Source organism: Agrobacterium sp. 20P9.1.2, from assembly GCF_057799395.1.
Map to the genome: position 1 here is coordinate 238,626 of NZ_JBYOKI010000006.1, position 24,607 is coordinate 263,232.

The window sequence follows — 24,607 nt, forward strand, 5'->3', positions numbered from 1 at the left end:
CATGACATTCACTGCCACGCTCTACCCATCCTTGACAGAATGGAATGGAAAAAACGGTCTGCCCCGGTTTGAACAGGTCCGCGACGAGGATTTTGCCGGCGCTTTCGATGCGGCGCTGACCGCGCACGATGCCGAAATCAACGAGATTGCTGAGAGCGCCGAAGAGCCGAGCTTCGCCAACACCATCATTGCCCTTGAAATCGCGGGCGATGCCCTGTCGCGAGTATCCGCGCTGTTCTGGAACAAGGCAGGTGCGCATACCAACCCGGACATTCAGGCGCTGGAACGCGACATCGCGCCGAAAATGTCGCGGCATTATTCCAAGATCAGCATGAATGAAGCGCTGTTCAAGCGCGTTGATACGCTGTGGGAAAAGCGCGACACGCTTGGCCTGACGGGCGAAGAACTGCGCGTTTTGGAGCGCCACTGGAAGGGTTTCGTGCGCTCTGGCGCGAAGCTGGCAAAGGATCATCAGGAACGGCTTGCCGCCATCAATGAAGAGCTTGCCGGGCTGGGTGCGAAATTCGGACAGAATGTTCTGGCCGACGAAAAAAGCTGGAAACTGCTCTTGTCGTCCGACGAAGAGCTTGCGGGCATTCCCGGCTTTTTGCGCGATGCGATGCAGGGTGCCGCGCGCGAGCATGGCGAAGACGGCAAGTTCGCCGTGACCCTGTCGCGCTCGATCATCGAGCCCTTCCTGACATTTTCCGAACGCCGCGATCTGCGCGAACAGGCATTCAAGGCATGGGTTGCGCGCGGTGAGAACGGCGGCGAAACGGACAATCGCGACACGGTGAAACGCACGCTGGAACTGCGCGATGAAAAGGCGAAACTTCTGGGCTACGCCAATTTCGCCGCCTACAAGCTGGATAATACCATGGCGAAGACGCCAGAGGCCGTGAACGGGCTTTTGACCCAGGTGTGGGAAAAGGCCGTCGTTCGTGCGGGCGAGGAAGAGGCTGAACTGGCAGACCTCATCCGCGACGAAGGCAAAAATTACGACGTCATGCCATGGGACTGGCGTCATTACGCCGAAAAGCTACGCGCAAAGAAATTCAGCTTCTCTGAAGCCGAGCTGAAGCCCTATCTGCAACTGGAAAAAATCATCGAGGCCTGCTTCGATGTGGCCCACAGACTGTTCGGCATCACAGCCATCGAACTGACGGACGTGACCGCCTATCACCCTGACGTGCGGACTTTTGAAATTCGCGATGACAAGGGCGACCTCGTTGCCGTGTTCCTCGCCGATTTCTTCGCCCGCCCTTCTAAGCGGTCTGGCGCATGGATGAGTTCGTTCCAGTCGCAGCACAAGCTGCCCCTGAAGAACGGCACGACGGGCGAATTGCCGATCATCTATAATGTCTGCAATTTCGCCAAGCCTTCCGAGGGCAAGCCCGCCCTGCTGTCTCTCGACGATGCCCGCACGCTGTTCCACGAATTCGGCCACGCGCTGCACGGCATGCTGTCCAACGTGACCTATCCATCCGTATCGGGCACAGGCGTCTCGCGCGACTTCGTGGAACTGCCGTCGCAGCTTTACGAGCACTGGCTGACCGTGCCGGAAATCCTCGAAAAATACGCCCTGCACTACGAAACCGGCGCCCCGATGCCAAAGGCGCTGCTGGACAAGGTTCTGGCCGCACAGACCTTCAATGCCGGTTTCAACACAATCGAATTCACCTCCTCAGCCCTTGTAGACATGGCCTTCCACACCCGCGATGCCGTTGCCGACCCAATGGCGGTGCAGGCCGAGGTTCTGGCATCGCTCGACATGCCGAAATCCATCGTCATGCGCCACGCCACACCGCATTTTCAGCACGTCTTTTCCGGCGATGGCTATTCGGCGGGCTACTATTCCTACATGTGGTCCGAGGTCCTGGACGCCGATGCCTTCGCAGCCTTCGAGGAAACCGGCGACCCCTTCAATGCGGATATGGCGCACAAGCTGAAGGACAACATCTATTCCGTTGGCGGCTCCGTCGATGCGGAAGAGACCTACAAGGCATTTCGCGGCAAGATGCCGAGCCCGGATGCGATGTTGGAAAAGCGCGGACTGGTGTAAGCAAACGGGATCGGCTGCCGGTTTTGTTTCATTTCCGGCAACTGAAAACTGTCACACAACTCTGTTACGGCGTTTTCGCAACGGGCTTATGTTATGGGCCCCCCTTTCGCATTTGCAAAAAAAAGGTTATGAGCCCGCCAAACTAAATTGGCGCACACCCGATTGATAGCGCCCAACCTCAGAGATCTTGAACAATGGCACTTCGCAACATCGCGATTATCGCGCACGTTGACCATGGCAAAACGACGCTCGTTGACGAGCTTCTGAAACAGTCCGGCTCGTTCCGCGAAAACCAGCGCGTTGCTGAACGCGTCATGGACTCGAACGACCTCGAAAAAGAACGCGGCATCACCATTCTCGCCAAGGCGACCTCGGTCGAGTGGAAGGGTGTTCGCATCAACATCGTCGACACCCCCGGCCACGCCGACTTCGGTGGTGAAGTCGAGCGTATTCTGTCGATGGTGGATGGCGCGATCGTTCTGGTCGACTCCTCTGAAGGCCCAATGCCGCAGACCAAGTTCGTTGTTTCCAAGGCGCTCAAGGTTGGCCTCAAGCCTATCGTTGCGATCAACAAGATCGACCGTCCCGATGGCCGCCATGAGGAAGTCATCAACGAAGTGTTCGACCTTTTCGCGAACCTCGATGCGACTGACGAACAACTCGACTTCCCGATCCTGTACGGTTCCGGTCGCGATGGCTGGATGAACGTCAACCCTGAGGGACCAAAGGATGAAGGTCTCGCACCTTTGCTCGATCTGGTTCTCAAGCACGTTCCAGAGCCAACGGTTGAAGAAGGCCCGTTCCGTCTGATCGGCACGATCCTTGAAGCCAACCCCTTCCTTGGCCGTATCATCACAGGTCGTATTGCTTCCGGTACGCTGAAGTCCAACCAGCCTGTCAAGGTCTTGGGTCAGGACGGCAAGCTGATCGAAACCGGTCGTATTTCCAAGATTCTCGCATTCCGCGGTATCGAGCGTACAGCCATCGAAGAAGCCCATGCGGGCGACATCGTTGCTATCGCTGGCCTCTCCAAGGGCACGGTTGCCGACACGTTCTGTGATCCCTCCGTCAACGAAGCGATGACAGCACAGCCAATCGACCCGCCAACGGTTACGATGTCCTTCATCGTCAACGACTCTCCGCTGGCTGGCACCGAAGGTGACAAGGTTACATCGCGCGTTATCCGCGACCGCCTGTACAAGGAAGCCGAAGGCAACGTTGCGCTGAAGATCGAAGAAGCCGAAGGCAAGGATTCGTTCTTTGTGTCCGGCCGTGGCGAATTGCAGCTTGCCGTTCTGATCGAGACCATGCGTCGCGAAGGCTTCGAGCTTGCCGTTTCGCGTCCACGCGTTGTCATGCAGAAGGACGAGAGCGGCCAGACCATCGAGCCCATCGAAGAAGTCGTCATCGACGTGGATGAAGAGCATTCGGGTGTCGTTGTTCAGAAGATGTCCGAGCGCAAGGCAGAAATGACCGAGCTTCGCCCATCCGGTGGCAACCGCGTTCGTCTGAAGTTCCTGGCTCCAACGCGTGGCCTCATCGGCTACCAGTCCGAACTGCTGACCGACACACGCGGCACGGCGATCATGAACCGTCTGTTCCACTCCTACCAGCCGTTCAAGGGCGCTATCGCTGGTCGCGTTCAGGGCGTTCTGCTGTCGAACGGTTCCGGTGAAGCCGTTGCCTACGCCATGTTCAACCTGGAAGATCGCGGCCCGATGATGATCGAGCCCGGCGAAAAGGTTTACGCAGGCATGATCATCGGCATTCACACACGCGACAACGACCTCGAAGTCAACGTGTTGAAGGGCAAGCAGCTCACCAACATCCGCGCCGCCGGCAAGGATGAAGCTGTGAAGCTGACGCCGCCGATCCGCATGACGCTCGACCGCGCCCTGTCCTGGATTCAGGACGATGAGCTGATGGAAGTGACGCCAAAGTCGATCCGTCTGCGCAAGATGTATCTGGACGCCAACGACCGCAAGCGCTTCGAAAAGGCAAAGCTTGCTGTCTGACTTCCGGCATCATCTGTGAATTTGGAAAACCCGGCCATCGTGCCGGGTTTTTTGTGTCTCGGGCTGCGTTAACCCTCTGCTCGTTTTATTTGGGGGATGAGTCGCATGCGACTTGCCTCAATGGTAAATATAGCGTTAATTTTTACCCTTCATCCACATGAATAGGCTGTGGGTAAGCTTCGAGCCGTTAACCTTTATGGCTGGTAAGTTTTCTCCGCCGGGGTCAGAATCGCGTTATGAAAACGTTATCCATAGACATTCGCCGAGCAGAGCCGGACGATGCGCACGCTATCTCAGATGCGCACAGATCGTCGTGGCAGCAGGCCTATGCGGGTCTCATTCCCCATAAGCCCCTGCGGCAAATGCTGGATCGTCGCGACGAAAAATGGTGGCGCAAGGCAACGCGCGGATCGGCCACCATGCTGGTGGTGGAAGTGGCGGGCGTTGTCGCCGGTTACACGACACTCGGGCTCAACCGCGCCCGAGGTCTGCCCTACGATGGCGAAATCTACGAGATTTATCTGCGCCCCGAATATCAGGGCATGGGGCTTGGTTCGGTGCTGTTTACCGAAGCACGCCGCCTGCTGAAGTCGCTGGGCTGCAGAGGCGTGGTGGTCTGGTGCCTCGAAGACAGTGATGTCGCCAACAGCTTCTTCCGCTCTCACGGCGGCGAAGACGTGGCGGAAGGCATGGAAGACTTTGCCGGTACGCAATTGCGCAAGCTCGGCTTCGTCTGGCACTGAATTTATCCTTCATTGAAAAACGTGCGTTCTGTCACCCGTGTTTTGGCGGGGTGTACCGAGTCCGCGCTGTTTGGCCTTCAAATATTCCCGATTTTGCGCTATTGCGACAGAAAGCGCGCGCGATATGGCGCTGCATTCGTAACATTTCGGAGTGAGAGATGGATAAGTTCACCAAGCTGACGGGTGTCGCCGCCCCCATGCCGGTCGTCAATGTCGATACGGACATGATCATTCCGAAGGATTACCTGAAGACCATCAAGCGCACGGGCCTTGGCAAAGGTCTCTTTGCCGAGTCGCGCTATCTGGAAGATGGTTCCGATAACCCGGATTTCGTACTGAACAAGCCTGCCTATCGCAACGCGCAGATCCTCGTCGCTGGCGACAATTTTGGCTGCGGTTCGTCACGCGAGCATGCGCCCTGGGCGTTGCTGGACTTCGGTATTCGCTGCGTGATCTCCACCAGCTTTGCCGATATCTTCTACAATAACTGTTTCAAGAACGGCATCTTACCGATTGTCGTCAGCCCGGAAAATCTGGAAAAGCTGATGGACGATGCATCGCGTGGCTCCAACGCCGTCGTGACCGTCGATCTCGAAAATCTGGAAATCAGCGGCCCGGATGGCGGCACGATCAGCTTCGAACTCGATGAGTTCAAGCGTCACTGCATGCTGAACGGCCTTGATGATATCGGTCTGACGCTGGAACATGCAGGCGCCATCGAGGGCTTTGAAAAGTCCAACGCCGCCGCCCGCCCCTGGGCCTGATCCTTTTCGCACGCATTCAAGGCCGGTTTGGTACTTCCCGTACCAAATCGGCTTTTGCCTTCCTTGAAATAGGCCATGGCCGGGGTTAAGAAGCCCGCACCCTGCGACGAGTGACGCTGCGGGGCCAAGGATTTTTGACGCGCCCGCTGTTTCGAAACCATCGATGGTTTTGCGGTGTGGCCAAGGAGGGTTTTCATGACAGTGCGCACGCTTTTCCTGCTGCCCGGTGACGGCATCGGCCCTGAGGCCATGGCGGAAGTCCGCAAGCTGATCGATTATCTCAACAGTGAAAAGGCTGCTGGCTTTACGACCGAAGAAGGTCTCGTCGGCGGTTGCGCCTATGACGCCCACGGCGTGGCGATTTCCGATGCGGACATGGAAAAGGCGCTGGCAGCGGACGCCATTCTGTTTGGTGCGGTCGGCGGTCCCAAGTGGGATGCAGTACCGTACGAAATGCGCCCGGAGGCCGGTCTTTTGCGCCTGCGCAAGGATCTGGAGCTTTTCGCCAATCTTCGCCCTGCCATCTGCTACCCGGCACTGGCCGCCGCTTCTTCGCTGAAACCCGAACTGGTCGAAGGTCTCGACATTCTCATCGTTCGCGAGCTGACTGGTGGCGTTTATTTCGGTGAGCCGAAGCAGATCATCGATCTCGGCAACGGCCAGAAGCGCGGCATCGATACCCAAATCTACGACACATTCGAAATCGAGCGCATTTCGAGCGTTGCTTTCGAACTGGCCCGCACCCGTGGCAACCGCGTTTGCTCCATGGAAAAGCGCAACGTCATGAAGTCGGGCGTTTTGTGGAACCAGGTCGTGACCGAAACCCATGCAGCGAAATACAAGGACGTCCAGCTGGAGCATATGCTGGCTGACGCCGGTGGCATGCAACTGGTGCGCAAGCCCAAGCAGTTCGACGTGATCGTCACAGACAATCTGTTCGGCGACATGTTGTCGGATGTTGCGGCCATGCTGACGGGTTCTCTCGGCATGCTGCCTTCCGCTTCGCTCGGTGCACCGGATGCCAAGACAGGCAAGCGCAAGGCCATGTATGAGCCCGTACACGGCTCTGCCCCCGACATTGCTGGCAAGGGCATCGCAAACCCGATTGCCATGATCGCGTCCTTTGCCATGTGCCTGCGCTATTCGTTCAACATGGTGGACGAGGCAACGACGCTGGAAACAGCCATCGCCAACGTTCTCGACAAGGGCATTCGCACAAGCGACATCATGGCAGACGGCAGCCGTCAGGTCAGCACGTCTGAAATGGGCGATGCAATTCTGGAAGAGTTCAAGGCGCTTTCGGCGTAAGGGACGCCGGCTGGGCAGGCGGCACCGCCTCTTGCCCGGCACCTTCCTTGGTCAAAAGGTGCTCGTATCTTTTGTCCGTCAGCGTTTTCAAAAAGGCGACGATGGCATCCACCCGCTTGTCATCCAGCGCGGGAGCTGAGGTCAGCTCTGTCATCGCGATATTATCCGGCACCTCCGGCGCATCCCAGGCCTGCCGCGTTTCCGGGTTGATCTGACGGCTTGGCTTCTTGCTCTTGTACTTCACATAGAACAGAACGACGGTGCGCAAATCCTTGAAAACGCCGTTGTGCATATAAGGACCGGTGACGGCGACATTGCGCAAGGTCGGCACCTTGAACTTGCCGCGCTGGGCCGGATCGCCAGCAACGACGGGGTTCTGTGCCAAGCCAAGATCGACCGCATCAGCCTTCGACCCATTTGCCGCCCGGACAGTCTTATTGGCGGGGACGCCGATGTTGAAATATTTGTGGTTGGTGAAAAGTCCGTTGGACAAGCCATTTGGACCTTTGAGTTCATGGCAGGTGTTGCAGTTGGTGAACTGCGTCGAGGACATGAGAACGCGGCCCAGTTCTTCCTGGTCGGTCAGCTTTTCCTCACCGCGCAGGAAGCGGTCATATTTCGAATCGAAGGTGGAGAATTCATCCGAACGCTCGAAGGCGGCGAGCGCCCTGGTCATGGCGGCAAAGGCAGCGTCATCGCTTTTGAACACGTCGCCACCGAACTGTGTGCCGAAGGCTGCCGCATAATCCGCGTTTTCCTTCAGGCGCTTCACAACAGTCGCCTTGTCGGGCATTCCCATCTCGATGGGGTTGAGGGGCGGCCCGGCGGCCTGATCTTCCAGCAGAGACGCGCGGCCATCCCAGAACTGCCCGCCGACATACTCGCCCCCAGCGTTTTTACCGAAGGGCGGTGAAAAGCTGGCATAGGCGGCGCTCGGTGCGTTGCGGTCTCCAAGAGACGTGCCATCGTCGCCCAGCGAGACATCGTGCCCCACAGTGCCGCTCTCACGCGCATCGGTAAAGCCTGCTCCCTGCATATGGCAGGTGGAGCAGGACATGGTGCGGTTCATGGAAAGATTGGGATCGACAAACAGAGCGGCGCCGAGCTTTTCCAGCGTCGCATAATCCTCGCCGCCATGGGCAACCTCACCCGTGCCTATCCCAGCGGGCAGGAAGGAAAGCGCACCTGCAGCGATAACGCAGAGAAAATGCCTGAGCATGGCAGACGCCGGAATAGATGAAACTGGCGTGCTCTATAGCATTTCAAAATGGCGAAGCACAGAAACTTCTGCGCCCGCTCCACTTTGCCGCAGATCAGATTTCGAAATAGTTTTCGAAGGATTCCGGGAAATTCTGCCGGGCCAGACGTTCGTCGATGACGAGCATGGACTGGTAGGACAGCGGATCGAAATCCTTGTCCGCAGGCAAGACTTCGCGACCGAACAAGAGGCTGAGACGCGCAGCGTCGAGATTGCCGCGCTCGAAAGGCTCGGCTCCGAACTGGTGCCAAAGCGCGTGCATGAAAGCGGCATCGATCTTGTGCGTCGCCGAATTGTCGCGCGCGCGGCGCGGAATGAATTTCACGGGAGTAACGCCGCGCGGGTTTGCGCGGCGTATGGTGAATTGAATGCCCGTGCTCGGCATGCCGGATGGAAAGCCGCGGTGTTTCGTCATTTCAGGCAGCTTTGCCATCGTCTGTTCCTTATGCTTTGCCGATTTTGTCCTGTGTCTTCGTATCGAAGTCGGACGCATCGTGACGTTCGTGTAACTGTTCCGACGGGTCGCCATTGACCTTGTTGACCATGCGACCGCGTTTGACCGCAGGGCGCTCTGCAATGTCGTTTGCCCAGCGCTGAAGGTGCTTATAGCCCTTCACATCCAGAAAGACATCGGCCTTCGCATAGGACTGGCCCCGCGCCAGATTGCCATACCATGGCCAGACGGCGATATCCGCAATCGAATATTCCGAACCGGCCAGATACTGGTTCTCTGCCAGATGGCGGTCCAGCACGTCAAGCTGGCGCTTGGCTTCCATGGCAAAACGGTCGATGGCATATTTGATGTGAATAGGCGCATAGGCGTAAAAATGGCCGAAGCCGCCGCCCAGATAGGGGCCAGATGCCATCTGCCAGAACAGCCAATTGATCGCCTCGGTGCGGCCCTTGTGATCTTTAGGAAGAAAGGCACCGAATTTTTCTGCGAGATAGAGAAGGATCGCGCCGCTTTCGAACACGCGCGTCGGTTCTGGCGTGGAATGATCGACCAGCGCCGGGATTTTCGAATTTGGATTGGCCTTGACGAAACCGGAGCCGAACTGGTCGCCATCGCCGATCTTGATTAACCACGCATCATATTCGGCACCAGTATGGCCTGCGGCCAGCAGCTCTTCCAGCATGATGCCGACCTTCTGGCCGTTGGGCGTCGCCAGCGAATAGAGCTGTAGCGGATGCTTGCCGACCGGCAATTCCTTGTCGTGGGTCGGACCGGCTATCGGGCGATTGATATTGGCGAACTGACCACCATTGCCCTTTTCCCATTCCCAGACATCGGCTGGTTCGTAACCGGCGGGAAAGTTATTTTCGGGGGATTTCTCGGTCATGAAAATCTGTCCTTGTTCAACGGATCAAGCGCCAGCGTTCAGCACTCGAAAGCAATATAGGCATCACCAGGGATTTCCTCCACCGCATCGTAGATGAGAAAAATTCAACCTTTGGCGATGGCGTGAAAAAACGTGCCCGTGACATGCCCGCGTCTGCCACCGGATGCTCCAAGCGGTTTTCCCTGGCCATCGGCAATCTGCGCAAAGGCTTCGTCGTGACCTTGATCGATCACTCGCGCATAATGGAACTCATGGCCACGCAGGACATCGCCAGCGCGCCCGATGGGGCTACCGGCCGATATAGTCGCCTGCCGGTAACCAAGGTTCATCTTACGCTTGGCAAAGCTGGTGGCATGCGATAGCAGCCCTGTCATCTGGTGGGTGACGCCATCTGCATCCTCGATGGCAGCGCCCAGCACCATGTAGCCCCCGCATTCGCCGTGGACAGGCCTGGTTTCCGCAAACCGCGCCAGACCCGATGTGAAGGTAGCCGCAGCAGCGAGCTGGCCTGCAAAAAGCTCGGGATATCCACCCGGTAGCCAGCAGATATCGCATGACGGGTGCGGAGCCTCATCGGCGAGCGGCGAAAAGGGCACGATTTCTGCCCCGGCTTCGCGCCAGTGGCGGGCCAGATGCGGATAAAGGAAGGTGAAGGCGCCGTCCTGCGCCAGCGCGATCCGCTGGCCCGGCGGGGCAATGGCCGCCTCGGCTGAGCCGTGCGGCACCGTGACGGGTTGCGCCAGGGACAGAAGCGCATCGAGATCGATAGCCGCCTCCATGGCATCGGCCAGACGGTCGATATGCTCGTCTATTTCAGGATGTTCGCTGGCCTGCACGAGCCCCAGATGCCGCTCCGGCAGCACCAGCGAGGGATCGCGCATGACGCAGCCCGCAACGGGCAGACCGATCTTTTCGATGGCCTGCGAGCAGAGCGTGCGATGCCTCTCGCTGCCCGCACGGTTTAGAACCACAGCGGACATTTTGACCGCCGGATCGTAATGGGCAAAGCCGTGGGCGACGGCGGCGGCTGTCTGCGACTGGCCGGAGACATCCAGCACCAGCAGCACCGGAATACCGAACAGCCGCGCCAGATCGGCCGCAGAGCCTGTTCTATTATCCGGCACAACGATCCCATCGAACAGGCCCATGGCACTTTCGATCAACACCAGTTCCGCATCTTCAGCCTGCTGGGCAAACAAATGTCGCAGCAGATCGGGCTGCATGGCCCAGCTATCGAGATTGAGCCCCGGCGTTTTTGCCGCGAAGGCATGAAAGCCGGGGTCGATATAATCAGGCCCTGTTTTGATGCCGCGCACTTTCACGCCGCGCCGTGCAAAGGCGCGCAAAAGCCCGATGGTCACGCTCGTCTTGCCGGAGCCGGAGCGCGGCGCACCGATGATGATCGCCCGCGCCGTCATGGCCTGCCCTGCTTCAATATAAGTGGTCTCGACATGCACACTGCCTGCTGTTTCCCGATGACGGCCAAACTCGTAACCGCTATAGACACAGGATGGAAACGGATGGAAAAAACCTGCGTCGCGGCTGGACGACCGGCGCCTGCGCCACGGCGGCGACCAAGGCCGCCTGTACCGCGTTGCTGACCGGAGAGTTTCCATACCCTGTCGAGATCGAACTTCCAAGCGGCAAGCGTGTCGGCTTTTCGCTGGCAACGCAGGATAAGGGCGACGGCTTTGCCCGCGCAGGCGTCATCAAGGATGCGGGCGATGACCCTGACGTGACCCATGGCGCGCTGGTGGAAGGCACCGTGCGCCCCGGTAGACCCGGCACGGGCGTTACCTTCAAGGCAGGCCAAGGTGTCGGCACCGTGACCCGGCCCGGCCTTCCGTTGGCCGTTGGCGAACCGGCGATCAACCCCGTTCCCCGCAAGATGATAGAGGCCGCAATCCGTGAGGTGGCGGGCGAACATGCCGACTTCGAGGTCGAGATATCGGTGGAAAATGGCGAGAAGATCGCCGAGAAAACCCTGAATAGCCGATTGGGCATTCTCGGCGGCATTTCGATCCTCGGCACCACCGGCATCGTCATTCCCTTTTCCTGTTCGGCCTGGATTCACTCCATCTGGCGCGGCATAGACGTGGCCCGCGCCGAGGGGCTGACCCATATTCTCGGTGCCACGGGCAATGCCTCGGAAAAAGCCGGACAAGCCCTACATGGCCTGCCGGAAACGGCGCTGATCGACATGGGTGATTTCATCGGCGGTATGCTAAAATATCTGCGAACCCACCCGGTGGAGAAACTGACCATTGCCGGTGGTGTGGCCAAGATGACCAAGCTCGCCCAGGGCATGCTGGACGTCCACTCCAAGCGCGGCCTTGCTGATCTGCATGCGCTGGCAAAGCTTGCCGTGGAAGCGGGCGGCGATGAGGGGCTGGCAGATGCCATCCACCACGCCAACACCGTGTCCCACGCCTTTACCATGTCTGAAGCCGCAGGCATCGACCTTGGCGCAACGGTGGCCGCCAATGCGTGGAAGACGGCAGCCGAGGCGCTGAACACGCCCGGCATGTCGCTGGAAATTCTGGTCTTCGACCGGGATGGCGTGCTGAAAGGGCGCTCGGGCTTTGCGCCGTCAGCAAATCACTCTTCGGCTTTTCCCTCGGGCGAACGAAACCGCCGCACATAATCCGTGCTGTATAGCGCGCTTTCACGGAAATCTTCCGACGCCAAGCCCTTGCCGACGAAAATCAGAGCCGTGCGCTCCACCGGCTCTTCCGCGAGCTTGGCTTCGATATCGCCCAACGTGCCCTTGATAACCCGCTCTTCCGGCCATGAGGCCCGCACGACGATGGCAACCGGGCAGTCCGCTCCATAAAGCGGCGTCAAATCCTCAACCACCTTCGCAATGGCGTGGATGGCAAGGTGGATGGCGAGCGTCGCACCCGTCGCACCGAATGCCTTCAGCGTTTCCGTCTCCGGCATTTTGGAGGCGCGGCCCGACACGCGGGTCAGCACGAGGCTCTGCGCCACTTCCGGCACCGTCAGTTCACGTTTCAATGTGGCAGCGGCGGCGGCAAAGGAGGGAACGCCGGGTGTCACGGTATAATCCAGCCCCAGACACTCCAGACGGCGGATTTGCTCGCCCATGGCGCTCCAGACGGAGAGGTCGCCGGAATGCAGCCGTGCCACGTCCTTGCCCTCGCGCGCAGCAGCAACATATTCCGCCTCGATATCATCAAGCGAAAGGGCTGCCGTATCGACAATGCGGGTACCGGGAGGGCAATAGTCCAGCAGCGCCTTCGGCACCAGCGAGCCCGCATAAAGGCAGACCGGGCAGGCGGCGATGAGATCGCGCCCGCGCACGGTGATGAGGTCTGCCGCACCCGGACCGGCACCGATAAAATGAACCGTCATTCGTCGTCTCCTAAAGTGGCAAGCGCCACCGTCATGTCGCCGATCACCATTCGCGGGGCAATCATCCTTGATTTTGGTCCCAAAGCCGCAAGCGCCGCTGCCTCGCTCAAACTGGGCGAACCGGAATGCTTCAGGCTCACAGCCGATTGCGTGATGGTGCGAGCGCTAGCCAGTTCGAAGTCTGGCTGCGCCACCACAACAAAGGCCATGTTGAGCCGCGTTGCCGCCTCCAGCAAACCCGGCTCATCCGCCTTGATGGGTGCCGTTGCGATGAAATCGATCGCCACGCTGTGTTCTTTAGACGCCGCATCAAGTGCAGCGATGATCGTCTCTGCACTGGTTCCCTTGCGGCATCCGATCCCGGCAACAATCACGGCTTGATCCATGCCCATTGCGTGACCGGCATGGCCGGACGCCAGCCCTGCATGGAACCAACAGACGAGGCACGCGCGACCTCAAGCCGGATCAGCGAACCACCCAACCGCGCCTGTGCTGCCAGCAACATCGCCTCCATCTCCAGCGTCACCGCATTGGCCACCAGACGACCGCCGGGTTTCAACGCTTCGATAGCGCCATCCAGCACACCCGCCTCACTGCCCCCGCCGCCGATGAAAATCGCGTCAGGGGTGGGCAGGCCCTCGAAAGCCTCCGGTGCGGCACCAATCACCACCTCCAGCCCCGGCACACCGAAGGCTTCGGCGTTACGCATGGCGCGTTCCGCCCGCTCCGCATTCTGCTCGATACCGATGGCACGCAAGGAAGGATGCGCCAGCATCCATTCGATGCCGATGGAGCCGGAGCCCGCACCGATATCCCACAGCAATTCGCCGTGTCGTGGGGCAAGAGAGGAGAGGGTGACGGCGCGTATTTCGCGTTTGGTCATCTGGCCATCATGCTCGAACAGCGCATCATCCAGACCTTGCGTGTAGGGGAGGATGCGCGCCTTTTCATCCGCCACGACGTGGATTGCCACAACATTCAGCGGATCGATATCGTCAAGAGAGAACGCGATGGCCTTTCCACGGCGCATCTTTTCCCGCGGACCACCTAAGGCCTCCAGCAGAGTAAAATTCGAACGCCCGAACCCGCTCTCAGACAAAAGTGCTGCCAAAAGGGCAGGGGCTTTTTCATCCGATGTCAGGACGATGAGTTTTGCACCGGGATGCAGATGCGGGCGGATGAGATCGATGGAGCGGCCATGCAAGGACACGCATTCCACATCCTGCAAGGCCCAGCTAAGCCGCGAGGCCGCCAGCGAGAAGGCCGATGGGGCAGGGTAGGAGATGGCCTCTTCCGCAGCCACCTGCCGCAGGAGTGTCACGCCAACACCGTAAAAGAAGGGATCGCCCGAGGCCAGCACGCAGACTTTGCGTCCACGCAGCGCGATCACATCGGCCATATCAACATCGAACGGCACCGGCCATGGCCGCGCTTCACCCTTTATGGCACCCGCTGCCAGCGCCAGATGCCGCTTGCCGCCAAAGACGAATTCGGCGCTTTCGATAGCGCGCCGCGCGTCCTCGCCTATACCGGCGAGGCCATTTTCGCCAAGACCGACAATGGAAAGCCACGATCCAACCGGCTTTTTGCTGGATGCTCCATCGATTCCGGCATATTCAGACGCCATGACACGCTCCATACTCATTCTCGGCGGCACGGCGGATGCCCGCATTCTGGCCGGAAAACTGGCTGACGACTCCGGCTACCGGTTGCTTCTCTCTATGGCTGGCCGCACCCGGGATCCGGTTCCGCAACCCGTGCCAATGCGCACCGGCGGCTTTGGCGGCGCGAGTGGCTTGGCGGCGTTCATCACCGAAAACGATTTCGATCTGCTGGTCGATGCAACGCACCCTTATGCGGCGCGTATCTCTGCCAACGCTATCGAGGCCGCACGACTGGCCAATACTCCGCTTGTCACGCTGGAGCGCCCTGCGTGGGAAAGACAGTTTGGTGATCACTGGCAGAGCGTGGCCGATGTGGAGAGTGCGGTGGCTGCTCTTGGCGCGGAAAGTAAAAACGCCTTTCTCGCGCTCGGGCGTCAGGAACTTCTGCCCTTCGAGGCAGCACCGCAGCACCATTATCTCATTCGCAGCGTCGATCCGGTCGAGCCACCGCTTAACCTTGCGCATGCGTGCTACATTACCGCGCGTGGCCCCTTTGCGCTGGAAGACGAAATCACCTTGTTGCGCGATAACCGTATCGCCTTCATCGTTTCCAAAAACTCCGGCGGCACGGCGGCCTATGCAAAGATCGAGGCGGCGAGGCAACTTGGCATCACAGTGTTGATGATCGAGCGCCCTGCGCTTTCCCGCACAGCGACCGTACCGACCATTGGTGCGGCCTTGGCCGTCATTCGCCATCAGCTTTCCCTTTTGGACGAACGGGGAGAATAGACGATGGGTGGCTGGCCATCGCGTTCGATCAGCCGCGTTTCCACCGAGCCGACAATGATGCAGGTGGCCATATCCGCCATATCGCTTGCCGCTTCTGACAGCGGCGCCACCCGCATACGCTCATCCGCCCGCCCGGCAGCACGCCCGAAAATGACGGGGACGGTGCCCGGCAGATGGGCGCGTAGCACATCGAACGCCGTTGCCAATTGATGCGGGCGCGCCTTGCTGACGGGGTTGTAGAAGGCCATCACGAATCCGGCCTCAGCCGCCGCGATCAGTCGTTTTTCAATCAGCGACCAGGGCTTGAGGTTATCCGATAGAGAAATCCCGCAGAAATCATGCCCCAGCGGTGCTCCCGCTTTCGCAGCAACCGCGAGCATCGCCGTGACGCCAGGAACTACGGACAAATCGATCTCCCGCCATTCGGCAGGGCCGTGTTCAATCGCTTCGCATACCGCTGCCGCCATGGCGAAAACACCGGGATCGCCGCCGGAGACGACACAGACCTTGCCGCCCGCCGCCGCTATCGTCAGCGCTGCCTCGGCGCGGGAGAGTTCCTCGCGATTATCGGAGGCATGGCGGCGTTGATGCGGTGCCAGCGAAAGCCGGTCGAGATAGGGAATATAGCCGAAAAAGTCTTCCGCCTCGCGCACAGCCTCCAGCGCTTCCGGCGTGATCTGGCCCTCATTGCCCGGGCCAAGCCCGACAACGGTGAGACGACCGCTCATACCGGCTCTCCACCAACAGGCCTGTCTTTCCAGCCCGGAACCAGAACCAGCGAGAAGTAAGGGGCGGGCGAACCATCATGATCCACCAGACGCATGGCGTGGCCGTTTTCCATCGTACCGCGTTCGACATAAAGCGCGCTTTGCAGCTTGCCCGCTCTTTCCAGCGCCCGGCGGATCTTCGGCAGGTTACGCCCGACCTTCATGATGACAGCGCCATCAGTGCCGGAAAGCCGTTCCGTCAATATCTCTTCGCCCAGAGTACCCGGCAGCACGCTCAAGATATCATCGCCCTGCACCAGCGGCAGCCCGGCCATGGACCAGCAACCGGACATGGCGGTGATGCCAGCCACGACCTCTGCCGGATAAGATGGAGCAAGCCGCAAATGCAGGTGCATATAGGAGCCGTAAAACAGCGGATCGCCTTCCGAGAGAACAGCAACGTTTCGCCCAGCATCGAGATGAACCGCGATATCCTTCGCAGACTGATCGAAAAAGCCGGCAATGGCGCCGCGATAATCATCACCGTTCTTGTCGCTTTCCACCGTTACCGGATAGACCAGCGGCATTTCCAGCGTGCCGGGGCGAATGAAGCTTTCAACGATGCCGCGCCCGTTGCCCTTACTGCCTTTTTTGCAAAAGAAGGCGACGACATCGGCATTCTCGATGGCGCGCACTGCCTTCAGCGTCAAAAGCTCGGGATCACCCGGGCCAGTACCGACACCGATCAGCTTGCCCTTCAGTGCCGTCTGCGGCGCGGGATCGAACAACGCCGCGCTCATAGACCGGGCCTCGCGACGGCGTTGACCGCCGCTGCCGTCATGGCCGAACCACCAAGGCGACCCTTGACGATGGCATAGGGAATGCGCAGCGGGCTGTCTTCGAGTGCATCCTTCGATTCCATCGCGCCGACGAAACCGACCGGCATGCCGATGATGGCGGCGGGGCGGGGCGCACCGCGCTCCAGCATTTCCAGAAGATAAAAAAGAGCGGTCGGCGCGTTGCCGATGGCCACCACAGCGCCATCCAGCTTTTCGCCCCAGAGATCGAGGGCGGCGGCGGAACGGGTATTGCCAATGGCCTTTGCCAGTTCCGGGGTTTGTGGACTGCGCAAGGTGCAAATTACCTCATTGCGGGCGGGAAGGCGTGCACGCGTCACACCATGCGCCACCATTTCTGCGTCGCAGAGAATGGGTTTGCCCGCTTCCAGCGCACCGCGTGCGGCTGCCACGAAATCGGGAGAAAAGCGAAAATGCTGGGCCGCCTCCACCTGCCCACAGGCGTGAATCATGCGGATGGCAATTTCAGCCTGATCAGGCGTGAAGGCGGACAGATCGGCCTCTTCCCGCACCATCGCAAAGGAGCGCTCATAGATCGCGTTTCCATCGCGAATATAGTCGTATTCAATCATCGATCATCCTGTCGGAGCGCCGCGACAATCTTTTGCCTGCCAAGACGGGCAAGCAGCGCGCGGGCATTTTCTCCGGGCTTATGTTCTTTTTCATACAAACGGGCAAGTCGCGAAAGTGCGGCCTTCTGCTCCGTGACGGGCAAAATCACGTCTGGTGCATCCGAAACACGGCCCGAAAAGCGAAACGCCAGCCCCTCGGAAGAGCCAGAGAAGGCAAGCGACGCTGCGGTGGGATGAGCACAACCCTTGCCGCAGCCGGAAAGATGCAGCGTGATCGACCCATCCAGCAGGGCGGCACAGTCCGCCGCCGCGTGTTCGGCCAGCTCTCTTGTGGCGATGAAGGCGGAGGCACAAGCCGGTTCACCAGCGCACACGGCAATGGCGGAACGCGGATCATGCGAATCCGTCACGAAGCCTGCTTCGTGCGCCTGGACGAGAAGCGTTTGGCAAGCCTCTTCGCTTCCTAGACAATAGAGGGCGTGGGCTGGGCCGGGTCTTACAGTGTTGACGCCAAGCGTAGAAGCAACGGTGCAGAGGAAAGACAGCGCCTCTGCCGTGATTTGTCCATAGGCAGGCGCAAGGACGGCGGCGAAGAGGTTCTGCGAGAGGCGCATCAGACCGTATTGTTCCGCTCCTCTAGGGGCGGCGAGGTCTTGCCCCAAATTATTTTCGAGCAGCCTGTCCGCACAAATCGCTCGCACCGTTTCAATATCCAAGTCACGACCGCGCGCGTCCGAACCCCGTTCTGCAAGGCTCGTCAGAAGATCGATGACGACGTCGGCAGCATGTTCGGTGCGCAGCAGACCGGCCTGCAATGCCTTGGCTTCCGCGCCCCCCAGTATAAGCTGCCACAGCACGCCATCATGGACGCGAACGGCTTTCAGCCTGATATCCGCCAGCAGATCAGCCATGCCCACATGCCCGCCGCCATCGATGATGACAGACATTTTCGCGGCCAGCCTTTCGGACAGGTGAAGCGCATCGCTACGCTCCTCTATCCGCCTGACGATATCGCGCGGATCGGCAATGGCCGTGTCATCCATGCCTGCCAGAGGCGAGGTTTCTACCGCCAAACCCTGCCGCAGCGGTAGACCAAGGGCCAGAACATCGTGTTCAAGCGCCACGGCACTTGCAGCCGTCAGGCCACGAAATTGCAAACCGCCGCGCGCGGTGATGTCGATCAGCCCGTTTCCGTGCTGGATGGCGAGGGCGCATAGCGCCGCAAGATCGCCCGGAGAAATAGCGTCCGTAAAGGCAATGCGTGACAAAAGTCCGTCGCCCGTCTGCATGGGGGCAGACAGGGCAGGGCAGGTGCCGCGACGGGTAAAAGGCTTGATATCGGCTGGGCGGCTTGCGCTCATGCACGCACCCTCACCGGCTTTGCCGCGATCACCATTTCCAGCTCGGCATCGACAGCATTGCGGCGGCTGTGCCAGAGGCCGCGGCGGCGGGCGGAGAGAAAGCGTTGCGCCATGACCTCTGCGACTTGCGGATTTTCCCGCAGAATGAAATCATGGACCTCCTCATTGCCGAAATAGGCATCGTAGAGCGCCTCGATCAGAGAGGACGACACCGCATGCGTCGTTTCGGCAAAGCCGATCAGCCGATCCACCGTCTCGGCAAATTCCGCCGCCCCGCGTGGCCCATGCCGCATCTGCCCGGCAATGAAGCGCGGATTGATGGCGCGGGCGCGCACAACGCGGGTGATGGCCTGCGCGATGGAGCGCGCACGGGGGCGGGCTGGATCAGTCGTATCGAGCGCCACCACATCGGCAGATTGACCGAGCGCCACCTTGGCCGCCGCAAAGCCGCCGATAAAGGCGACATCGGAGGAGCCGTCGAGAAGGTCGCGGCCCGGATCGTCGCCGGTGTGCACCAAAAGATCGGCCTTTTCCACCTGGTTTGCAAAGCCTGCATCGGCGAACACGCCAAGTCCGTCAGCGCCGCCGAAAGCATGGCTGGCGGCATCCAGATAGATCTGGCCCAGCTCTTCGCGCTCTTCCCAGCGCCCGTTTGCCAGCTTTTCTTCGATACCAGCGCCATAGGTACCGGGTGCGGAGCCAAAAATGCGCGCCGGTATGTGGCCGAGGTGCGCTGCTTCTTCGCCCAAAGGGTTATCTCCCGGAGATTCCTCCCGCCGCGCAATGGCTTTCGCGGCAGCATCGAGCAGGGCAATCAGAGCCGGGAACATATCGCGGAAGAGGCCGGAAATACGGAATGTCACATCCACCCGGGGCCGTCCAAGTGCGGCGGGCGGCAGCACTTCGATGCCGGTGACGCGGCCAGTCGCCTGATCGTAAATCGGTCTTGCACCCATCAGGTGCAGAGCTTGGCCTACATCCTCGCCGCCATTGCGCAACGAGGCCGAGCCCCAGAGGTCGAAGACCAGATGTTTCGGCCAGTCGCCATGGCTCTGCAAATAATGCCTCAGGACTTCTTCGCCCGCCATGCGGCCAAGCTCGAATGCGGTTGGCGTCGGCATGGTGCGCGGGTCGGCGGCGTAGAGATTGCGGCCCGTCGGCAACACATCCTGTCGGCCACGCGCCGGAGCGCCCGCTGGCCCCGATGTGATGTGCCGCCCGTCAAGCGCCGCGAGCAGCGCGGTCTTCTCCGCTACTGCACTTTGCATTCGCAGAGAATCCGGCTCATCATCCGCGCAGCGGCCAAACACGTGCTGGCCGTCCTTGATGGCAAAATCCTTAAGGTCGCAGAGAAAAGCATCTATCCGCGAGAGCGCGGTATCGGCATCGTCCTGCGTGCCGACACCGGCATCTGCGGCTAGCCCGGTTTCCTGGGCTTTTTCGACAATCAGTCTTGCCAGCCGGTCACGGCGGCGGCGGTCCAGGCCATCGGCCTGCGCATATTCATCGACCAGCTGTTCTAGAGCCATTTGCTCCGGCGACAGCCCGGCATCGACCAAGACAGGTGGAATATGCCCGATGGTGACGGCAGCGATGCGCCGCTTGGCCACCGCAGCTTCACCCGGATTAGACACGATGAAGGGATAGATCACCGGCAGCGGGCCGGTCACGATTTCCGGGAAGCAAGCCTGCGACAGCGCCACCGTTTTGCCGGGCAGCCATTCCAGCGTGCCATGGGCACCGACATGGATAATGGCATGTGCGTCGAGGCTTTTGTGCATCCAAGCCCCGAAGGCGACCAGCGCGTGCCGAGGCGGCAGGGCCGGGTCGTGATAATCCACCCGCCGATCTTCATTGCCGCCACGATCCGGTGCAAGTGCCACCGTTACGGAGCCGAATCGAGCGGCGCGGAAGTGGAATATGCCATTAATGGCGGCATCGTCCTTATCGGCATCGCCCCATGTCTCATCCAAGGCCAGATCGGCAGTCCGCGGCAGGTTACTGCGAAACGCTGAATAATCGGCAAGGCGGAAACTGGCAGTTTCGTTTTCAACGCGGTTTAGCAGCGCCCGCGCCGTCTCCGGAATATCACCGACCGCGTAACCAGCATCGCGCAGGTCGCGCAGCATCTCCAGCACGCTTTGCGGCACGTCCAGACCGACGGCATAACCGGTCCGTCCCGGTGCTGCGCCCGGATAATCCGGCATGAGAATGACGATCTGCCGCTCAGACGGAGCGGCTTTTTTCAAACGGAGAAATGCGGCGATGCGGTTCGCAACCTGCTCGACACGATCCGGCTCAGCCTGATGAACAAGACCCCGCCCGCCCTCCGGGTCAGGTGCCTTGAAGGAAATCGCACCGGCCAGAAGACGGCCATCCAGCTCCGGCAGCACGACATGCATGGCAAGATCGGAGGGGTTGAGGCCGCGGATGTTTTCTGCCCAGCCATCCCGCCGCGTGGTGGCCATGATGACCTGAAAGGTCGCGACGCCCAGCCGGTCGAACAGGCTCCTGCCGTCCTCATCCGACTGGCTAGCAAAGGCCGTTGCCGTCACCATTGCCGCCGGCTTCAAACGACCAAGTGTCTGTTCCAGAAACCGGATCGCTTCACCGTCCTTCAAACCGCTGACGAAGATCGGCAAAGGGGCAAAGCCGCGCTCGCGAAGCGCTGCGTAAAGCGCGTCGATTGGGGCGACATCGGCGGCCATCAGCATGGAGCGGTAAAACAGGATTGGTATCAGGGGTGCCTGCTCTGAAAATCCATTCAACGCTGCCGAAAGTCCAACAACGCCTTCGTCCGGCTTGTAAAATCCGCTTTTTGGCAAGGGCTCTGCTGCCATGTCCGGGCAGACTTCCCCCTGCGCAAAGGCCGCAAGCCCTTTTGCAACCCGGTCCATATTCTCAGACCCGCCTTCACGAAAGAAAGACAGGATTTTGAACTGCGTCGGCAGATCGACTGTGGACGCCGCTTCAAGCTTTTCATCGCGCTCGCTGCATTCCCCCGGCAAAAGCACCAGCTTGATACCGCGCCGCCGCGCCATTCTCGACAATTCGTCGACGCCATAACGCCAGCGGTCGGCACCGCCGAGAATCCGGATAAGGATCAGCTTGGCATGTTCCGCCGTCTTTTCGATCCACAGATCGACCGACATGGGATGGCGCAACTCGGAAAGGTTTGCGGAGAGGAGCGAGACGGAACCATCCGTGCTGCGCTGCCATCCACGTTCCAGCCCGCCCAGATCGCTGGTCGAAAAGGACAGCACCACCACATCCGCCTGACCCTGGTTGAGATCAACCGGCTCGATCAGGTCGTCCAGAGACGAGGATGTGGTGGCGAGGATGTGCATGGATCAGGCCGCCAACATCCGCTCGATTTTCGCGCGGTCAAGACCCTTTTCACCTATCACTACCAGACGGCTGCGGCGAACTTCACCTGTCGCCCAGGGACGGTCGAAGTAATGGTTGACGCGCGAGCCGACCGCCTGCACCTGCAACCGCATCGGCTTGGACGAGACCTCGACAAAACCCTTGATGCGCAGCACATTTTCAGAAGCCGCCGTTTCGGAAATGCGAGCAGCCAGAGCATCGGCATCCGTCACCGCATCCAGTTCCACGACGAAGCTGTCGAACTCGTCATGATCGTGGTCTTCTTCCTCATCGTGATGGGTGTGACGGTTTTCGATGTCCTCTTCAACCGCAAGACCAAGCCCGATCAGCACCGCGGGATCGACCGCACCATTGGAGGCGACGACGATCTTCGCAGCTTTCGGCAGATGCGCATTGATATGCGCCTTGGCGCGCTCCAGACCTTCGGCATCCAGCAGATCGCCCTTGGTCAGAACGATGAGGTCGGCGCAGGCAATCTGGTCCTCGAAGACTTCTTCGACCGGATCGTCGTGATCAAGTGCTTCGTCATTCTGACGCTGGGCGGCAAGCGCCTCCAGATCATGCGAGACCATGCCCTCGGCAAGGGCTGCACCATCGGCCACGGCGACCACGGCATCCACCGTCACCCGGCTTTTGATGGCGGGCCACTGGAAGGCCTGCACGAGTGGCTTGGGCAGAGCGAGGCCCGATGTTTCGATCAGAATATGCTCGACGCGCGGCTGACGGCTCAGAATCTGTTCGATGGCGGGCTGGAAATCATCGGCCACAGTGCAGCAGATGCAGCCATTGGCCAGTTCCACAATGTTTTCTTCCGGGCAGCTTTCGATGCCGCAGCCTTTCAGAATTTCACCGTCGATGCCGACATCGCCGAACTCGTTGACGATGATCGCCAGCCGCTTGCCCTCGAGCTTTTCCAGAAGGCCGCGCAAAAGCGTGGTTTTGCCCGCGCCTAGAAAGCCGGTGATGATGGTGCAGGGAACGCGATCGAGCGTGGTCATGATGTCTCCTCGGTAAAATGCAAAGGGGGAATGCGCGACACAAGGCCACGCTTCAAACTATCGGGGCGTCCGCGCCAGGGCATCAGCCCATCCGGTGCTGCGGCCAACAGGCGCGCGCCAGTCATCAGGTCTGCGGCATCGTTTTCCGTCAGGCCGCCAAACATGTAGGACCAACCGTCGGTGCTGCGCATCGCGGCGCTGAGGCCACGCTTGCAATTGGCAAGGCAATTGACGCTGCGAACGGTCACGCCTTCACTCGCTCCAAGCGCTAAGGCAGCCTCCGTCAGAAGCGCACCGGGGCGGGGGTCTGCATTCGGTTCGGCTTCGGACCGGCAGCTGCGGCAGACGAAGACCACGACGCCGGGTGCGGTGTCACGGTCCGTCTTTTCGGTCTGGCTGGTCGATGTTGCTGTAATATCCAAGGGTCTGCTTTCCGCGCCTTCAAAATGTCTCAGGGGTGCGGATATCGAAACGGAATGCGGGACACGCACAGCCATTGTCCGAACAACCGGCTGACCGGAGCACCCCGCCCGGCAGACGTTTTTCCTGAAACGGCAGGTCTCCTGGCTTGCGGCTTCAACACCCTTGCGCTGCCTTCCCGGATTTTCATCCAGTGGCTTTCAGCGCGGGCTCACCGCTTACAGTTGCGGGGGCAGCCACGGATTTTTCCGCTCAAGCGAAATGCACCGTGTTCCCTCTTAGCTTTTCCCGTTGCCGGAAAAAGACCGTCAGTCCTTAACCCTTATGCCCTGCGATGCTTTTATGTCAATGCCGCGCATCATTGCCGCGGCACGCGTTTTGGTTATAGTCGCCGCTTTGAAAAAGCATGAGACCCGGAAGGACCAGCCGCCATGACCCGCGACATCAGCGACAGCGAAGCCGAACGTCACCGCGCCAAAATGGTCAACCGCAAAGCCGTGCAGGACGCCGAAGTCTCAGAAAAGACCATCGAAAAAGGTCTGCTGATGATCAACACCGGCCCCGGCAAGGGCAAATCCACCGCCGCCTTTGGTCTGGCCCTGCGCATGCTGGGCACTGGCAGACGCGTCGGTATCGTGCAATTCATCAAGGGCGCATGGTCCACCGGCGAGCAGGGCGCACTGGCCCTGTTCGGCGACCGGGTGGAATGGCGCACCATGGGTGAAGGTTTCACGTGGGACACTCAGGATCTGAAACGCGACGTCGCTGCCGCCACCAAAGCGTGGGAAGAGGCGAAGACGCTGATGGCCGATGAAACCATCGGCCTCGTGGTTCTGGATGAACTCAACATCGCGCTGCGCTATGACTATCTGCCGCTGGAGGAGGTGGTGGAGACCCTGCAGAACCGTCGCCCCGGCCTGCACGTCATCGTCACAGGCCGTAACGCCAAGCAGCCTCTGATCGATGCCGCCGATATGGTGACGGAAATGACGCTGGTGAAGCACCACTTCAAGGCAGGCGTCAAAGCCCAGTCCGGCATTGAGTTCTGAT

General features: G+C 60.0%; 22 protein-coding genes and 1 riboswitch. Of the genes, 8 read left to right on the forward strand and 14 right to left on the reverse strand.

Going from position 1 to position 24,607, the window contains the following annotated elements; all coding sequences use genetic code 11:
- The first annotated feature begins 1 nt into the window (after position 1).
- The 5 genes from AC27VJ_RS17925 to leuB all read left to right on the forward strand — a co-directional run bounded on the left by AC27VJ_RS17925 (position 2) and on the right by leuB (position 6,892).
- Positions 2–2,062, forward strand: a complete 2,061-nt coding sequence (locus AC27VJ_RS17925; RefSeq protein ID WP_488685157.1) for a M3 family metallopeptidase — start codon at positions 2–4, stop codon at positions 2,060–2,062.
- Positions 2,063–2,256: 194 nt separating this feature from the next.
- Complete coding sequence (gene typA / locus AC27VJ_RS17930; RefSeq protein WP_488685158.1) at positions 2,257–4,077, forward strand: translational GTPase TypA; 1,821 nt, start codon at positions 2,257–2,259, stop codon at positions 4,075–4,077.
- 236 nt (positions 4,078–4,313) lie between these two features.
- A complete protein-coding gene (locus AC27VJ_RS17935; RefSeq protein ID WP_113087416.1) occupies positions 4,314–4,820 on the forward strand; it encodes a GNAT family N-acetyltransferase in 507 nt (168 codons plus the stop codon).
- Between the two features lie 158 nt (positions 4,821–4,978).
- A complete protein-coding gene (gene leuD / locus AC27VJ_RS17940; protein WP_488685159.1) occupies positions 4,979–5,584 on the forward strand; it encodes a 3-isopropylmalate dehydratase small subunit in 606 nt (201 codons plus the stop codon).
- Positions 5,585–5,779: 195 nt separating this feature from the next.
- Positions 5,780–6,892, forward strand: coding sequence for a 3-isopropylmalate dehydrogenase (leuB, locus tag AC27VJ_RS17945; protein ID WP_488685160.1), 1,113 nt, complete (start codon positions 5,780–5,782; stop codon positions 6,890–6,892).
- Here leuB and AC27VJ_RS17950 read toward each other — a convergent pair.
- From AC27VJ_RS17950 to AC27VJ_RS17965, 4 genes are all read right to left on the reverse strand, one after another.
- Entirely contained in the window at positions 6,873–8,111 is a 1,239-nt protein-coding gene (locus AC27VJ_RS17950; RefSeq protein WP_488685161.1) for a cytochrome-c peroxidase, read from the reverse strand. The two genes, leuB and AC27VJ_RS17950, sit on opposite strands and share 20 nt — an antisense overlap.
- 94 nt (positions 8,112–8,205) lie before the next feature.
- A complete protein-coding gene (locus AC27VJ_RS17955) occupies positions 8,206–8,583 on the reverse strand; it encodes a hypothetical protein (protein WP_113087412.1) in 378 nt (125 codons plus the stop codon).
- Positions 8,584–8,593: 10 nt separating this feature from the next.
- Positions 8,594–9,490, reverse strand: coding sequence for a glutathione-dependent disulfide-bond oxidoreductase (gene yghU / locus AC27VJ_RS17960; protein ID WP_488685162.1), 897 nt, complete (start codon positions 9,488–9,490; stop codon positions 8,594–8,596).
- A 104-nt stretch (positions 9,491–9,594) separates the two neighbouring features.
- Positions 9,595–10,908, reverse strand: coding sequence for a cobyrinic acid a,c-diamide synthase CobB (locus AC27VJ_RS17965; protein WP_488685240.1), 1,314 nt, complete (start codon positions 10,906–10,908; stop codon positions 9,595–9,597).
- Positions 10,909–11,000: 92 nt separating this feature from the next.
- Between AC27VJ_RS17965 and AC27VJ_RS17970 the strand changes: the two genes are divergently transcribed.
- Positions 11,001–12,134 (forward strand): cobalt-precorrin-5B (C(1))-methyltransferase, encoded by a 1,134-nt coding sequence (locus AC27VJ_RS17970; protein WP_488685163.1) that lies wholly within the window; start codon positions 11,001–11,003, stop codon positions 12,132–12,134.
- On the opposite strand, the gene cobM is transcribed toward AC27VJ_RS17970, so the two are convergent.
- The 3 genes from cobM to cbiE are packed head-to-tail and all read right to left on the reverse strand — an operon-like array spanning position 12,089 to position 14,489.
- A complete protein-coding gene (cobM, locus tag AC27VJ_RS17975) occupies positions 12,089–12,862 on the reverse strand; it encodes a precorrin-4 C(11)-methyltransferase (RefSeq protein WP_488685164.1) in 774 nt (257 codons plus the stop codon). The two genes, AC27VJ_RS17970 and cobM, sit on opposite strands and share 46 nt — an antisense overlap.
- Positions 12,859–13,248 (reverse strand): cobalamin biosynthesis protein, encoded by a 390-nt coding sequence (locus tag AC27VJ_RS17980; RefSeq protein ID WP_488685165.1) that lies wholly within the window; start codon positions 13,246–13,248, stop codon positions 12,859–12,861. The genes cobM and AC27VJ_RS17980 overlap by 4 nt, the downstream gene beginning before the upstream one ends.
- On the reverse strand, positions 13,233–14,489 hold the full coding sequence (gene cbiE, locus AC27VJ_RS17985) for a precorrin-6y C5,15-methyltransferase (decarboxylating) subunit CbiE (RefSeq protein WP_488685166.1): 1,257 nt from the start codon (positions 14,487–14,489) through the stop codon (positions 13,233–13,235). The genes AC27VJ_RS17980 and cbiE overlap by 16 nt, the downstream gene beginning before the upstream one ends.
- Between cbiE and AC27VJ_RS17990 the strand changes: the two genes are divergently transcribed.
- Positions 14,488–15,255, forward strand: coding sequence for a cobalt-precorrin-6A reductase (locus tag AC27VJ_RS17990; RefSeq protein WP_488685167.1), 768 nt, complete (start codon positions 14,488–14,490; stop codon positions 15,253–15,255). The two genes, cbiE and AC27VJ_RS17990, sit on opposite strands and share 2 nt — an antisense overlap.
- On the opposite strand, the gene AC27VJ_RS17995 is transcribed toward AC27VJ_RS17990, so the two are convergent.
- Genes AC27VJ_RS17995 through AC27VJ_RS18025 form a run of 7 tightly spaced genes read right to left on the reverse strand, consistent with a single transcriptional unit; the run spans position 15,222 to position 23,559 of the window.
- Positions 15,222–15,983, reverse strand: a complete 762-nt coding sequence (locus tag AC27VJ_RS17995; protein ID WP_488685168.1) for a precorrin-3B C(17)-methyltransferase — start codon at positions 15,981–15,983, stop codon at positions 15,222–15,224. The genes AC27VJ_RS17990 and AC27VJ_RS17995 overlap by 34 nt on opposite strands.
- Positions 15,980–16,762, reverse strand: a complete 783-nt coding sequence (locus AC27VJ_RS18000) for a precorrin-2 C(20)-methyltransferase (RefSeq protein ID WP_488685169.1) — start codon at positions 16,760–16,762, stop codon at positions 15,980–15,982. The genes AC27VJ_RS17995 and AC27VJ_RS18000 overlap by 4 nt, the downstream gene beginning before the upstream one ends.
- Complete coding sequence (locus tag AC27VJ_RS18005) at positions 16,759–17,391, reverse strand: precorrin-8X methylmutase (protein WP_488685170.1); 633 nt, start codon at positions 17,389–17,391, stop codon at positions 16,759–16,761. Before AC27VJ_RS18005 ends, AC27VJ_RS18000 begins: the two co-directional genes overlap by 4 nt.
- Positions 17,388–18,752: a precorrin-3B synthase gene (gene cobG / locus AC27VJ_RS18010; RefSeq protein ID WP_488685171.1), complete on the reverse strand. Its 1,365-nt coding sequence runs from the start codon at positions 18,750–18,752 to the stop codon at positions 17,388–17,390. The genes AC27VJ_RS18005 and cobG overlap by 4 nt, the downstream gene beginning before the upstream one ends.
- The gene (cobN, locus tag AC27VJ_RS18015) at positions 18,749–22,099 is read right to left on the reverse strand and encodes a cobaltochelatase subunit CobN (protein ID WP_488685172.1); all 3,351 of its coding nucleotides are present in this window, start codon (positions 22,097–22,099) and stop codon (positions 18,749–18,751) included. The genes cobG and cobN overlap by 4 nt, the downstream gene beginning before the upstream one ends.
- Before the next feature lie 3 nt (positions 22,100–22,102).
- The gene (gene cobW / locus AC27VJ_RS18020) at positions 22,103–23,140 is read right to left on the reverse strand and encodes a cobalamin biosynthesis protein CobW (RefSeq protein WP_062453050.1); all 1,038 of its coding nucleotides are present in this window, start codon (positions 23,138–23,140) and stop codon (positions 22,103–22,105) included.
- Entirely contained in the window at positions 23,134–23,559 is a 426-nt protein-coding gene (locus AC27VJ_RS18025; protein ID WP_488685173.1) for a DUF1636 family protein, read from the reverse strand. The genes cobW and AC27VJ_RS18025 overlap by 7 nt, the downstream gene beginning before the upstream one ends.
- 114 nt (positions 23,560–23,673) lie before the next feature.
- A riboswitch (cobalamin riboswitch) is annotated at positions 23,674–23,882 on the reverse strand.
- A 106-nt stretch (positions 23,883–23,988) separates the two neighbouring features.
- Between AC27VJ_RS18025 and cobO the strand changes: the two genes are divergently transcribed.
- Positions 23,989–24,606 carry a cob(I)yrinic acid a,c-diamide adenosyltransferase gene (gene cobO, locus AC27VJ_RS18030; protein WP_353579098.1) on the forward strand — a complete coding sequence of 206 codons (618 nt, stop codon included), beginning with the start codon at positions 23,989–23,991 and terminating at the stop codon, positions 24,604–24,606.
- Position 24,607 lies beyond the last annotated feature (1 nt).

What these genes read in the sequence shown, in the direction of transcription:
- AC27VJ_RS17925 (WP_488685157.1), top strand. Translation starts at nt 2, where the DNA reads ATGACATTCACTGCCACGCTCTACCCATCCTTGACAGAATGGAATGGA.
- AC27VJ_RS17970 (WP_488685163.1), top strand. Translation starts at nt 11,001, where the DNA reads ATGGAAACGGATGGAAAAAACCTGCGTCGCGGCTGGACGACCGGCGCC.
- AC27VJ_RS17950 (WP_488685161.1), bottom strand. Translation starts at nt 8,111, where the DNA reads ATGCTCAGGCATTTTCTCTGCGTTATCGCTGCAGGTGCGCTTTCCTTC.
- leuB (WP_488685160.1), top strand. Translation starts at nt 5,780, where the DNA reads ATGACAGTGCGCACGCTTTTCCTGCTGCCCGGTGACGGCATCGGCCCT.
- AC27VJ_RS18005 (WP_488685170.1), bottom strand. Translation starts at nt 17,391, where the DNA reads ATGATTGAATACGACTATATTCGCGATGGAAACGCGATCTATGAGCGC.
- AC27VJ_RS17965 (WP_488685240.1), bottom strand. Translation starts at nt 10,908, where the DNA reads ATGACGGCGCGGGCGATCATCATCGGTGCGCCGCGCTCCGGCTCCGGC.
- yghU (WP_488685162.1), bottom strand. Translation starts at nt 9,490, where the DNA reads ATGACCGAGAAATCCCCCGAAAATAACTTTCCCGCCGGTTACGAACCA.
- cobN (WP_488685172.1), bottom strand. Translation starts at nt 22,099, where the DNA reads ATGCACATCCTCGCCACCACATCCTCGTCTCTGGACGACCTGATCGAG.
- AC27VJ_RS17990 (WP_488685167.1), top strand. Translation starts at nt 14,488, where the DNA reads ATGACACGCTCCATACTCATTCTCGGCGGCACGGCGGATGCCCGCATT.
- typA (WP_488685158.1), top strand. Translation starts at nt 2,257, where the DNA reads ATGGCACTTCGCAACATCGCGATTATCGCGCACGTTGACCATGGCAAA.
- AC27VJ_RS17995 (WP_488685168.1), bottom strand. Translation starts at nt 15,983, where the DNA reads ATGAGCGGTCGTCTCACCGTTGTCGGGCTTGGCCCGGGCAATGAGGGC.
- cobO (WP_353579098.1), top strand. Translation starts at nt 23,989, where the DNA reads ATGACCCGCGACATCAGCGACAGCGAAGCCGAACGTCACCGCGCCAAA.
- AC27VJ_RS17980 (WP_488685165.1), bottom strand. Translation starts at nt 13,248, where the DNA reads ATGGATCAAGCCGTGATTGTTGCCGGGATCGGATGCCGCAAGGGAACC.
- AC27VJ_RS17935 (WP_113087416.1), top strand. Translation starts at nt 4,314, where the DNA reads ATGAAAACGTTATCCATAGACATTCGCCGAGCAGAGCCGGACGATGCG.
- cobM (WP_488685164.1), bottom strand. Translation starts at nt 12,862, where the DNA reads ATGACGGTTCATTTTATCGGTGCCGGTCCGGGTGCGGCAGACCTCATC.
- cobG (WP_488685171.1), bottom strand. Translation starts at nt 18,752, where the DNA reads ATGAGCGCAAGCCGCCCAGCCGATATCAAGCCTTTTACCCGTCGCGGC.
- leuD (WP_488685159.1), top strand. Translation starts at nt 4,979, where the DNA reads ATGGATAAGTTCACCAAGCTGACGGGTGTCGCCGCCCCCATGCCGGTC.
- AC27VJ_RS18000 (WP_488685169.1), bottom strand. Translation starts at nt 16,762, where the DNA reads ATGAGCGCGGCGTTGTTCGATCCCGCGCCGCAGACGGCACTGAAGGGC.
- cbiE (WP_488685166.1), bottom strand. Translation starts at nt 14,489, where the DNA reads ATGGCGTCTGAATATGCCGGAATCGATGGAGCATCCAGCAAAAAGCCG.
- AC27VJ_RS17955 (WP_113087412.1), bottom strand. Translation starts at nt 8,583, where the DNA reads ATGGCAAAGCTGCCTGAAATGACGAAACACCGCGGCTTTCCATCCGGC.